The sequence below is a fragment of the Gottfriedia luciferensis genome, assembly GCF_001712755.1.
In the GTDB taxonomy this organism is placed as follows: domain Bacteria; phylum Bacillota; class Bacilli; order Bacillales; family Bacillaceae_G; genus Gottfriedia; species Gottfriedia luciferensis_B.
On record NZ_MDKC01000001.1, the window covers coordinates 331865 to 344651 of the forward strand.

Genomic DNA, 12787 nt, shown 5'->3' on the forward strand with positions numbered 1-12787 from the left:
CTTTTTTAATATTTACCTAAATTTAGTTTTCTGGCGAATGGTAGTATAAAATTTAAGAATTATTTAAGAATTTAATAATAGGCAATTAATTTTTCTAAATTATACTATGCCAAAATAAGTAACAAAAATGAAATATTATAATAGTTCATCACTCGCCTGAAAGTTGGAATATATATTGTCGATTCGAAAACGGTTAATCTTATCTAATATTGCTATGATTGTTATTCCAATCATTTCTTTTATCCTCATCGAGATTTTACTCGGTCTGTTTTACTATAAAGTTTTTGTGCCTAAATTTAATGATCATCCACCACATTCGTTTTATTTTTTTCGATTCGGAATCATTGTCCCTATTTTTGCAATTACAAATGGAGTGCTATCATATTTAGTTTCAAGAACTATACTAAGACCAGTAAAAAATCTTACTAATGCTGCTAAACAAATTAGTGAAGGAAATTTAAATTTTGAAGTTAAACCACTTAGTAATGATGAACTCGGTCAATTAGCTATTAGCTTTGAATTAATGAGAAGAAATCTAAAAGAGTCAGCTGAAATACAGAAAAAATACGAAGAAAATCGAAAAGAATTAATTGCTAATATTTCACATGATCTAAAAACGCCAATTACATCAATAAAGGGATATATTGAAGGAATTAAAGATGGCGTAGCGAACACACCAGAAAAAATGGAAAGATATATTGAAACAATTTATATGAAAACTTTGGATATGGATCAATTGATTAATGAGCTATTCCTTTATTCGAAGTTAGATTTAAAACGAGTACCCTTTCATTTTGAAGAAGTAAATATTCATGATTATTTAGTGGATCGGATCGAGGAATTGAAATTTGATTTAGAACCGATAAATGTAAGTATTACTTATCGTAAGAATGTGGATCGAGAAAATAGTATAGTACTAATAGATCGAGAACAATTCAAACGTGTAATGACAAATATCATTCAAAATAGTTTGAAATACATGGATAAAGATGAAAAACAAATTATTATAAAATTAATAGATGACAAAGAAAAAATAACGATAACATTTCATGATAACGGTAAGGGGATTTCGAAAGAGGCACTTCCGTTTATTTTTGATCGTTTTTATCGAGCCGATCCATCAAGAAATCTATCAACTGGTGGGACGGGACTCGGGCTGGCCATTGCAAAAAGAATCATAGAAGAGCACGGTGGAGAAGTATGGGCAGAAAGTCAAATTGGTGAATATACAAACATTTATCTTTCATTAAATAAGAAATCAAACTAAAAGGTGACAAAATGAAAAAGATTTTAATTATTGAAGATGATCAAAGTATCGCATTATTACAAAGAGATTATTTAGAAATAAATGATTTTGAAGTTGAAATAGAATCAAATGGTAAAAGCGGACTTCAAAAAGCTTTATCGAAGGAATATGATTTAATCATACTTGACTTAATGTTACCAGAATTAAATGGCTTTGAAATATGTAAAAAAATCCGAGAAAGTAAAGACATCCCGATCTTAATTGTTTCAGCAAAAACAGAAGATATTGATAAAATTAGAGGATTTGGTCTAGGGGCCGATGATTTTATCGTGAAACCATTTAGTCCAAGTGAATTAATAGCCAGAGTTAAAGCTCATCTTTCAAGGTATCAACGTTTAGCAAATAAAGGTCAAATGAATGAAGAAGAACTTCAAGTAAGGGGACTTACAATTCAAAAAGATTCTAGAAAAGTTCTTGTTAATGGAGAAGAAAAAATATTTACAACAAAGGAGTTTAACCTACTTATCTTTCTTGCTTCAAATCCAAATAAAGTATTTAGTAAAGAATTACTATTTGATCGAATTTGGGGATTTGAAACGGTCGGAGATATTTCTACTGTAACTGTTCATATCCGAAAAATCCGAGAAAAAATAGAAGTTGACCCATCCAACCCGAATTATATTGAGACGATATGGGGAGCGGGATATCGGTTTAAAGATTAAATTTAAATATTTATCAATTTAAGGGTTATCTGGTGAGTTAGTAGTGCTGACTTAAGGGATGACTCTTTTTTATTTACTTACATAGGTGTTATTCGTTATTTACAAGTCTTATTTGTGAGTTTTGTTTGTGCTCTTTAAAGTTATTTAAGTAAATTACAACGTTACCCCAAAAATACAAATTTATTAGTTGTCCTCATACCCTTATAAGTCCTTTCCCTATTTGTAAACCATCGCCAATCAAAATGCAGTTTCGTTGAAGAAATGATTTAAGAAATATTTAAGGAATTGATAATAGTAAGTTTATATATAGCCACTATGATGAAAAGTATAAAATTAATGAAAACGGAGGGAACAGAGTAGTGGCTAAAAAGAAATTAAATTTAACGAAAAAAAATATATTAGTTAGTGTACATGTTTTAGCAGTTTGTGCTTGGTTTGGAGGTACATTAAGTTTAATAATATTAGGTTTCTATTTAAAAAATGCGCAAAACTCAGATCAGCTTATTTATACATTATCGAGTATGCAGATCATTGATGAAAATTTATTAAAATATCCTGCACTTGCAACTTTAGTTACTGGCATTTTACTTTCTGTTTGGACACAGTGGGGATTAGTAAAGCATTATTGGGTTGTTATAAAACTCGTTTTAACTTTCTTAATTATTCTGATTGGCATCTTTTTGATTAATGATTGGTTCGTATATTTAGTAAAAACCGCAGAAGGATTAGGGGCGAGTGCACTTAATCAAAATAAATTTGAATCAACCTGGCTATCAATTATAATAACTGGAATCTTTAACTTAACTTGCTTAGCATTCATGACATTCATTACGTATTTTAAACCTTTTGGTAAAATTAAAAAAAATAAAAAAGTGGCAACACAATAAAAATTATTTTTTATAAATTTCTAACTGATTAAGAAGTAATACTATTTGAGTATCACTTTTTCACGCTGTTGAAAAACAACCTTGTCAATTAAATTACCAAATTTTCGTAAAAGGAGTAGAGTGATGTTGATTTCCATTACAGGATCCTCGCTTTCCATGGGGCGAGACCTGAGCCTCCTCGGCAAGCCTGCGGGGTCTCAGCCTTCCCGCTAATCCCATAGGAGTCGAGCACCCCTCCATTCCAATCAACTTATTCATCGAAAAAAAGTCTGCAATAAACTCTAATCAAATAGCCTTTACTTAAAATAACCTTAATAGAGTGTAATAAAAATCTTGTAGGTCAACTAATGTCGAACTTTAATTAAAGTAATCAACGGAATTTGATTTCTAAAAATTTGCATTTAATATTTTTAACTTCTGAAAAAAATAATTACTAGTGATTATTAGAATCATAAAATTGCTCAAAATATTTACATTTAAAACCATAATAAATCATCTAAAAATTGATTTTTCATAAATAAGTTCAATTTATTATCTGTTTTCCTAATTGACCATTTTATATTTTAAACATTCTGAAGAAGTAATACTATTTGAGTATTACTTTTTTTTATGAAAAAACTATCATATTTACCAAAAAATGTAACATTCTAATTAATGTGTTTTTATAGAGCCAAGATTGAAAGTAAGCGTTTAATTTAATATGACATTTGTCATCTTTTTCATATGACGCCTGCTACTACCACTTGGAAAAATAACTTATATAATTAGGATAAAATAATAATGAAAAGTTACAACATTAGGAAGGAACTTCTAAATGTCAAAAGAAAATCAAAAGAGTTTACGAAAACAAATTATTCCTTATGAAAAATCAAATTTAAAAGCTAGTATTTGGCAAATGATTAATACTTTTATTCCATTTATCTTTTTATGGTATCTTGCTTATAAAAGTATTTCTATTTCAGTAGTATTAACAATTTTTATTGATATTGTTGCTGCACTATTCCTAATCAGGATATTTATTATCTTCCATGATTGTTGTCATCAATCATTTTTTAAGAATAAAACAGCAAATAAAGTTCTAGGCACAATTACAGGCGTTGTGACCTTATTTCCTTTCAGCCAGTGGAAGCATAGTCATTCGATTCATCATGCGACAAGTGGTAACTTAGATAAGCGCGGAATTGGAGATATGTGGGTTTTAACTGTTGAAGAGTACGTTGCAGCATCATCCTGGACAAAAATACAATATCGTCTATACCGTAATCCATTAATCATGTTTGGTTTAGGACCAATTTATATCGTATTAATTTCAAATCGATTCAATACAAAAGATGCAAAATTAAAAGAAAGACTAAACACTTATTTAACTAATATTTTAATTGTTGGGGTATCAGCGTTATTTTGCTATACAATAGGTTGGGAAAATTATTTATTAGTGGAAGGTCCGATCTTTTTCATTTCTGCAGTATTAGGAATTTGGCTTTTCTATGTACAGCACCAATTTGAAGACACTTATTTTGAAGAAGATACGAATTGGGAATATGTAAAAGCAGCAGTTGAAGGAAGCTCTTTTTATAAACTTCCAAAATTATTGCAATGGATTACTGGTAATATTGGATACCACCATGTTCATCATTTAAGTCCAAGGGTACCAAATTATAATTTAGAGTCAGTTCATAATAATACGCTTCCATTACAAAATGTACCGACGATTACACTAAAAACAAGTTTAACATCTTTGAAATTCAAATTATGGGATGAAGAAACAAAGCAATTTGTAGGATTTAAAGATATAAAATCAATCTATAAAGTAAATCGCGAAAGTTCAGACACTGTCTGAACTTTCGATGTATTTTATAAAGAATAACTTTGCTAAAATATGATAAGATTGTTAAAGAAGGTCACAAAATGTTTGAATAATGAGGTAAATTTATGTTTAAAAGATATTTAGGCTTCCTAAGAAGTACCGGAATCTCACCATATATTTGGACAGTTTTAGGAATCTCGCCATTTTATTTTATTTTTCTTTCTGCTCATTCCACTTTAAGAATCATAATAGGAATTTTACTAACAATATCATTTTTTATAATCTATCGATTGGCGTACATATCTAAAGGGTGGTCAATTTTTCTGTGGTCATCAATCTTAATCATCATTTCCACTTCAATGAATATACTTTTTAGTTATGTATATTTTGCATTTTTTATAGCTTATATGATTGGAAAGAGAAAAAATCGAGCTACATTTTTAACTTTATATATCCTTCATTTAGTCATCACTACAATATCAATCAACATCACGATTATCCTTCAAGAAGAATTAATAATTAGGCAGCTTCCTTTTATTATCATCACTTGGATTAGCGTTATTTTATTACCATTTAGTCTCTACAGTCGAAATGAAAGAGGGCAATTGGAAGAAAAGCTAGTAGATGCTAATAAACGTATATCAGATCTAGTAAAACTAGAAGAACGTCAAAGAATTGCTCGTGATTTACATGATACACTAGGTCAAAAACTTTCACTGATTGGCTTAAAAAGTGACTTAGCTAGAAAATTAATTACAAAGGATCCGGATTTAGCTCAAAATGAATTAAAAGATGTACAACAAACGGCCAGAACAGCTTTAAATGAGGTTCGAAAAATCGTTTCTCAAATGAGAGGAATTCGAATTAAAGATGAACTAATAAGGATTAAGCAAATTCTACATGCGGCTGAAATTACAGTTGAATGTAACGAAAACTTTCAACTTTCAAATGTTTCCTTACTTACAGAAAATATTGTTAGTATGTGCTTAAAGGAAGCCGTAACAAATGTAGTAAAACATAGTAATGCCACTTTATGTAAAATATCTATTAAACAAATGAAAAATGAAATAATTTTTTCGGTAATAGATAATGGAGTTGGTTGTAAATCGGATAAGTTTACAACCGGTTATGGGTTAATTGGAATGAAGGAACGACTCGAATTTGTGAATGGGACATTAGAGATAAGCTGTGAAAACGGAATGACTTTAATTATGACAGTTCCAATCGATGTTAAACAAATTGAAGTGGAGGAACTAGTATGATTAGGATCGTAATTGCTGAAGACCAACGAATGCTATTAGGTGCTCTTGGTTCTTTACTTAATCTAGAAGATGATATGGAAGTTGTTGGTCAAGCATCAAACGGAGAAGAAGCAGTTAAACTAGTCAAGCAATTACAACCTGACGTTTGCATAATGGATATTGAAATGCCTGGTAAAACTGGACTTGAGGCCGCAGAAGAATTAAAACCTTTAAATTGTAAAGTGATTATATTAACAACTTTTGCTAGATCTGGTTATTTTCAAAGAGCATTAAAAGCGGGTGTAAAGGGCTATTTATTAAAGGATAGTCCAAGTGAAGAGTTAGCAAGCTCAATAAGAAGTATAATTTCCGGGAAGAGAATCTATGCTCCGGAACTAATGGATGATGTATACGCCGAGGAAAATCCGTTAACTGACCGAGAAAAAGAAGTTTTAGAACTAGTAGCCGATGGTAAGAACACACAAGAAATTGCGGATGAATTGAGTCTAAAAACAGGAACAGTTAGAAATTATATATCTATGATTTTGGATAAATTAGAAGTTAAAAATAGAATCGAAGCTATAAAACAATCAAAAGAAAAAGGTTGGTTTAAGTGAAGTTAATGGCAGGAAGAATAAAAAACAAGAAAAGCAAGTAGGGAAAGAATTGAAAACAAAATTTTTCAATCCTTTAACGCCTAAATCCTGCATTCCTTGTTCACCATTTAGTTTCCTGCTTTTCTTTTTTCTTTTTTTCTAGATTTTGTTTTTCGTTTTCCAGATTTGTGTACTTCCTTAAAAAATTCGTCTAGCTCCTGGTTGAACTTATCTGTTTCTTCCAAAAATAAAAGATGACTACTATTATAAAAAGGAACAAATTTTGAACCATTTATTTTTTTTTGAATAAACTCACCAGCGGCTAATGGGAAAAATCCATGACTACCAAAACATATTAATGTTGGAATATCAACATTACAAAGAGTACCCCGATAATCTACAGCCGTTTGATTAAATACGATTGTACTTGCAATTGCTGCAGGTAATTTATTCATTTCTTTTAGTATCCATTTATATTCTTTTGGATCAGGTTGATCCTTATACATCCCATATATGAAATCACTATTAAACTTGTTTTGGTCTTCTTGGATCGATTGCATTACATTTTTTAAAATCGTAAAATCAAATGCTCCAAACTCCCAATCTGGCCATATATAATCGGATGCAGATTGATCAACAACTGTTAGCGCCTTAATATTTTTACACCCAAATTGATTAACATAATCCCACAATACAAAAGCTCCCATTGACCAACCAACTAAAATTACATCCTTTAAATCTAGTTTTTCGATAAAGCATTTTAAATCACGAGCGTACTGTGCAACTGTATGCCCATATTGAACTTTTGAGGACTTCCCATGTGCACGTAAGTCTAAAGTAATGACGCGATAATTTTTACTAAAATACGGTACTTGTTTATGAAAAAACTTACTACTCATCATAACTCCATGAACAAAAATAATAGTTTGACCTTCTCCATGATCTTCATAATAGAGCTTTGTATGAGAATCAAGTTCTACATATGCCAATTTAATCGCCCCCATTGGCTTTTAAATGTCTTACTTTCCTATATTATTTCATCTCATAATAATTCATGACTATTCACAATTTCTTTGAATAAGACAGTTTAATTAAAAATAACGTTTTAAATCACTTTATTACATTCATGTTATGAAATTGTATACATAAGGATTAATTTGTAATTACATAATGTTTTTCTATTTAAAATAAAAATGTGGTAAAATTCAGATAAATATAGAAATTATCCAAGCATACATTATGAAATAATACCTATCGTTTATTTTTTATTGGAATGATCCTTAAAAAAAATTTCCTGTAATACATAAAACTGACTAGGGTGTGATTTAAATGGAACATGCTGGATTCTATTGGATAGGTTTAATCTTTTGGTTGTTAATTAGTTCTGGATTCATTCTTTTATTTTTGGGATTATGGAAAAAATCCTGGAAAACATTAATAGTGAGCGGAGTTGCTTTAATACTGCCAACACTATATTTTGGTGGCGCAGAGAATTGGTTTAGGGTGGTTGTATTTCTTCCATTGATTCCATTGGTACTTGCTTATATTATTAAAAAAAACAATGTTTGAGATGGGTATTAATATACTGATTTGAATGTAAAGGAGAGAAATAAATGAATGTGATTGAGGATTTTATTGAAGTAACAGGCGGGAAGGTATGGTATCAGTATCATAATAAGCATTCATCTAAAATCCCTGTTGTTGTAGTACATGGAGGGCCTGGATCTTCGCATTATTCGATGCAAGGTCTGCACGTATTAGCAGAAGATCGCCCAGTTATTTTTTATGATCAGTTAGGTTGTGGAAAGTCAGACCGTCCAACAGATACCTCCTTATGGAATATTAATAGATTCGTTGAAGAATTAGCGCAAATCCGAGAAGCGCTTTCGCTTGATGAGTTTCATATCCTCGGTCATTCATGGGGAACAACACTTGCTGCAGCTTATTATTTATCGAGACCAGTTGGAGTGAAAAGTATAATTTTTTCTAGCCCTTGTTTAAGTGCCCCGTTATGGGCTGAGGACCAGGACCAAAATCGAAAACTACTCCCGCTTGATGTACAAGAAACATTAATAAAGTGCGAGGAAAATGGAACAACAGATTCAGACGAATACAAAAATGCTAATGCTGTATTTAACAAGCATTTTGTTTGCAGATTAGACCCATATCCAGAATTTCTGAAAAAAGGAAAACACTACAGAAATCCTGAAGTTTACAATATAATGTGGGGTCCATCAGAGTTTCACGTTACTGGAAACTTAAAGGATTTTGACTGTACTTCGAAATTAAAAAATATTCAAGTCCCAACAATGTATACTTGTGGGAGATACGACGAAGCAACACCTAAATCAACAGAATATTTCAGCGAGTTAACGCCAAATGGAAAATTCCACGTATTTGAGCAAAGTGCACATATGCCTTACATAGAAGAGCCAGAAGAATATATTCGAGTAGTTGAAGGCTTTTTGAAGGAAGTTGAATAAACAATTAAATTGTGAAGCGCAAGGTTGTTACCTTGCGTTTTTTTAATGGTGGATTTCGTTGAGGGTATGAGGCGGGGAATTAGGGGGAATATGAGTTTTAGTAAATTATAGGATGTTCATGAGTAAGTAAAAAGGAGAAAAATTGATTTATAGTAACTCATAGAGAGTTCATGAGTAAGTAAAAAGGAGAAAAATTGATTTATAGTAACTCATAGAGAGTTCATGAGTATGTAAAAAGGAAAAAAATTTATTTATAGTAACCCATAGAGGGTTCATGAGTAAGTTAGAAATGAAAAAATAGATTTGAAGTAACTCATAGAGGGTTCATGAGTAAGTTAGAAATGAAAAAATAGATTTGAAGTAACTCATAGAAGGTTCATGCGTAAGTTAAAAAGGAAAAAATAGATTTGTAGTATCGCATAAGATGCTTATGAGTTACTGAAAAAGCAAAAAGGGAAACACTTTACATAAGGAAGGACCAAATATTATTAGAATTATCTGAAATATCAGGTCCTAAATATGCAAAATTTTCTATTAAACTATCTATTTATTTCGTTATAACTAGCGAATACGTTGTCGCCTCATCCACTGAGTCGCAACCCATTTTTCTCCACTAATAACAGGGCTACCTGCATGAATCGTTAGTTCATTGATTGCTTCGTCCTGATAAAAATATTCAAAGTATAAAGCATTGCCTTTTTTAGCGGCGACAGAATAATTAAGCGCAGGAAAAATCGTTTCTCCGCCTTCTTCCACATCATTTAAATAGAGAATGAGTGTACTAATCCTATTATTTTTTGTCCTATGATTAGAAAAGTAATCGAAATGTGGTTTATACTGTTGCCCTGGTTCGTAATGAAGAACTTGTAATGGTTCTGCATGTTCGATTGGAATATTCATGATCGTTTCGATTCGATTTTCAATACGTTTAATAAGTTCCGTTTCACTTTCCTCAAAAAACATGCCACTACTTGTTCGCATCTCATTTTCTTCATGAGATAACCCTATTTTTGAGCGTTTCATGCGCAATTTCGCATGGTTGATTAGCTCATCACACTCTTCATCACTTAAAACATTATTAAGTAAGACAACTAATGGTTCTTCTTTTCGAGTATGAATCTCAATCTCGCGATCAATTGTTTGGATAAACGGACCAGTGTGATTAAAAATGGTTTGTTCAGTTTCCTTTAAATTGCCTACTTCTAACATTTTGTCACATCTCCTTGTCTATTTCACTAATACAAATCCTAGGAAAAATTGGTGAGCACATTGATTTGAATAAATTTCGCAAATCATTTTTGTAGAAAAGAAAAAACTGAAATTTGGATTTTTTGATTCAATGCTAAAATACCTGTAGATAAAAAATTTGTTTTTAGATTAAATTCCTCATTGAGATGTTATTTTCCTGCTTAAATCAATGCCTATCAGACTAATGTTTAAAGAAAATTTCGAAAATAAATTTTAGGGTATTTAATTTGTGGTAATTCGGGAGTTTTGTCGATTTTCATGTGTTGAAAACCCATCGTATTGATAGTGAGGGGGAGAAGTTTAAGTTAAATAAAAATAGAAATGATATAATTTTATAATATGAAAATATTATCCTATTAAATTATCTAATGGAGCATGAAATGAAAAAATCACTATTTATTGGTCTAACGTCATTATTAATACCATTTGGTTGTGAAAATGAAAAAAATCCATCGCTAGATACTTCAAAATTAAAAAAGTTTGAACAACCGGAACTTACAAAAGAACAAAGAAAAATATTACCTGTTACTTATAAATCCTCTTCGATCGAAGAAGGTTTAAGTGCACTTCCTTTTAAATTGAAGATTCCTAATAATTTACCACTTGAAGTCGATCCTATTAAAACATTATCTATAAATGATATCGATCATAAAGGAAAGAAATTAGATGTACAATATAGTCTTTCTCATATTGATAAGTCAACCCTATTTATAGTACTTGTTATAGTTCATAATTATAAACCTGAACTTGAGGTAGAAGAAAATGAAGCGAATGAAATTGTTAAATTAAAGGGTGGGGTACTTGGTACTTATACAGGAAATTCAACTTTAGGTATTTCATATAAACTGGATAACAATAAAGAAGATTTTGATACAGAAGAAAATACACTTGTTTTCAATAAAAAAGGTATTTATTATGAACTTAATTATGTTTCAAATATTGAAAATACTGAAAAGAATAAACAATATGTCATTAATATCGCAAATCAAATGTTGTAGATTTAGTAAAGTTAACTAAAATCGGATCTTCAGTTTTAATGACTTAAACTTGCATAAATACTAACAGGAAAAAGCTAATTAAACATACTATACGGGGGAAATAAATGAATACAATAACAGAAGTGTTTTATTCTCCATATGAAGTTTTTCAAGCACTCAGTGCACTTCAAGATGAATATAACTGGCTAATAACTGATACAGATTTTTATTTTGAAGAATTTAGTGAAACAATTGAGAACTATCGAATAAAAAATAGAGATAATGACATTTTAGAAATATATTGGATACCACATAAAAACATTTCAAAGATTACTGAACATAAGTATTTTGGTTTATCTTGGGGTGTATTTTCAGCTTTCCCTAAAAATGAAAAGATTGAACTAAGTAATTTAGAAATCATTCCATTTGCAGATGGTAACCCAAGTTTTTGGGTACCAAATCCGAAAACTCAACATCCAAAGGCTTTATTTGAAATAGTATTTTGGGACTCGTCCTATAATTTATTAATTAGTAAAGATGAAAATATATCGAGAATCTTTAGAAATGCATTTGAAGGGTGGAAGGATTTAAACCTTTACAATGTAGAAATTTAACTTAAATATTGCTAATAATATGTTCAAGGGATGCTAATTAGATGGTCAATTATTTCAAATCAACTTATAAAAGAAAAAGGTCAGATAAGTCAAAACTAACTCATCTAACCTTTTAAGCTATCTATTTCATTGGTTGTAAAGCCTTATATCGATCGACTGCTTTTTCATCTGCAGTTTTTGACATTTTGTAATGATAGATTGCATCTTCCCAGTCTCCATACATCGGATTTGGTAATTGGATATACTTTATACCTAGGTCCTTTGCAATTTTATCGACATTATCTTTTCGAGTTTTCAAATCCGCTTTATAAAAGATATCTGATAAATCGTTTGTATTATCGCCTACTAACATAACAATTTCATGGGTTTTTGCAATCTCTGCTTGTCTCGGACCTTTTTGAGCAGTATTTGTTTTTAAAAATAAATGTTTTGAGTCAACATTTGGTAATCCATGTAAATTCAAATTTTTTATTGTGTCATCTCGTGTTTTTTCAGGACGATTTGTAAGATAAAAAACATCTACATTCATTTTTTTCGCTGCGAGCAGGAAATCTTTTGCACCAGGGATTAATTCAGCTTTTGCCATATGGATCCATTCATCCCAGCCTTGTGGGTAGGAAGTATTATTTTTAATGGACCAAGCAGTATCTGGGGAATTATCAAGGATTGTTTCATCAATGTCTAAAACAACTGCGGCTGGTTTTGCGTTTTTATTTAATTTATCACTTGCTTTCTTTTTAATCATTGTTTCTGCAAGCTCTTCTTTTGCCTGATTATAAATTTGAATTTGCAAAGCCTTGTTTTCCGCAGAGGATTGAAACCAATTAGTAGACATAACATTATGTTCTTGTGTGCTTCTTGCCAATTCAGCTTTACTAAAACCAATGCCAGCCAATGAACCAAATGCAAATGCAAATAAGATAGAGAGGATAATAACAATTTTTTTCATAATAATTTCCTTTCATA

At 30.6% G+C, this 12787-nt stretch carries 13 protein-coding genes; 10 read left to right on the plus strand and 3 right to left on the minus strand.

Going from position 1 to position 12787, the window contains the following annotated elements:
* Positions 1-175: 175 nt before the first annotated feature.
* From BED47_RS01715 to BED47_RS01740, 6 genes are all read left to right on the plus strand, one after another.
* A complete protein-coding gene (locus tag BED47_RS01715) occupies positions 176-1267 on the plus strand; it encodes a sensor histidine kinase (protein WP_069032092.1) in 1092 nt (363 codons plus the stop codon).
* Positions 1268-1278: 11 nt separating this feature from the next.
* Complete coding sequence (locus BED47_RS01720; RefSeq protein WP_069032093.1) at positions 1279-1968, plus strand: response regulator transcription factor; 690 nt, start codon at positions 1279-1281, stop codon at positions 1966-1968.
* Between the two features lie 359 nt (positions 1969-2327).
* Positions 2328-2855, plus strand: a complete 528-nt coding sequence (locus BED47_RS01725; protein WP_069032094.1) for a hypothetical protein — start codon at positions 2328-2330, stop codon at positions 2853-2855.
* A gap of 814 nt (positions 2856-3669) precedes the next feature.
* On the plus strand, positions 3670-4695 hold the full coding sequence (locus tag BED47_RS01730; RefSeq protein WP_069032095.1) for a fatty acid desaturase: 1026 nt from the start codon (positions 3670-3672) through the stop codon (positions 4693-4695).
* A gap of 92 nt (positions 4696-4787) precedes the next feature.
* A complete protein-coding gene (locus tag BED47_RS01735; protein ID WP_069032096.1) occupies positions 4788-5924 on the plus strand; it encodes a sensor histidine kinase in 1137 nt (378 codons plus the stop codon).
* On the plus strand, positions 5921-6520 hold the full coding sequence (locus BED47_RS01740; RefSeq protein WP_069032097.1) for a response regulator transcription factor: 600 nt from the start codon (positions 5921-5923) through the stop codon (positions 6518-6520). Before BED47_RS01735 ends, BED47_RS01740 begins: the two co-directional genes overlap by 4 nt.
* 107 nt (positions 6521-6627) lie before the next feature.
* On the opposite strand, the gene BED47_RS01745 is transcribed toward BED47_RS01740, so the two are convergent.
* Positions 6628-7488: an alpha/beta fold hydrolase gene (locus tag BED47_RS01745; protein ID WP_069032098.1), complete on the minus strand. Its 861-nt coding sequence runs from the start codon at positions 7486-7488 to the stop codon at positions 6628-6630.
* Between the two features lie 340 nt (positions 7489-7828).
* On the opposite strand from BED47_RS01745, the gene BED47_RS01750 reads away from it, so the two are divergent.
* Positions 7829-8068, plus strand: a complete 240-nt coding sequence (locus BED47_RS01750; RefSeq protein WP_069032099.1) for a hypothetical protein — start codon at positions 7829-7831, stop codon at positions 8066-8068.
* 44 nt (positions 8069-8112) lie between these two features.
* Positions 8113-8982, plus strand: a complete 870-nt coding sequence (locus BED47_RS01755; protein ID WP_069032100.1) for a proline iminopeptidase-family hydrolase — start codon at positions 8113-8115, stop codon at positions 8980-8982.
* A 561-nt stretch (positions 8983-9543) separates the two neighbouring features.
* Here BED47_RS01755 and BED47_RS01760 read toward each other — a convergent pair.
* Positions 9544-10191: a 2OG-Fe(II) oxygenase gene (locus BED47_RS01760; protein ID WP_069032101.1), complete on the minus strand. Its 648-nt coding sequence runs from the start codon at positions 10189-10191 to the stop codon at positions 9544-9546.
* Between the two features lie 419 nt (positions 10192-10610).
* On the opposite strand from BED47_RS01760, the gene BED47_RS01765 reads away from it, so the two are divergent.
* Positions 10611-11228: a hypothetical protein gene (locus BED47_RS01765; RefSeq protein ID WP_069032102.1), complete on the plus strand. Its 618-nt coding sequence runs from the start codon at positions 10611-10613 to the stop codon at positions 11226-11228.
* A gap of 104 nt (positions 11229-11332) precedes the next feature.
* Positions 11333-11821 (plus strand): hypothetical protein, encoded by a 489-nt coding sequence (locus BED47_RS01770; protein WP_069032103.1) that lies wholly within the window; start codon positions 11333-11335, stop codon positions 11819-11821.
* Between the two features lie 121 nt (positions 11822-11942).
* Here BED47_RS01770 and BED47_RS01775 read toward each other — a convergent pair whose 3' ends face one another.
* Complete coding sequence (locus tag BED47_RS01775) at positions 11943-12770, minus strand: 5'-nucleotidase, lipoprotein e(P4) family (protein ID WP_069032104.1); 828 nt, start codon at positions 12768-12770, stop codon at positions 11943-11945.
* Positions 12771-12787: the final 17 nt, after the last annotated feature.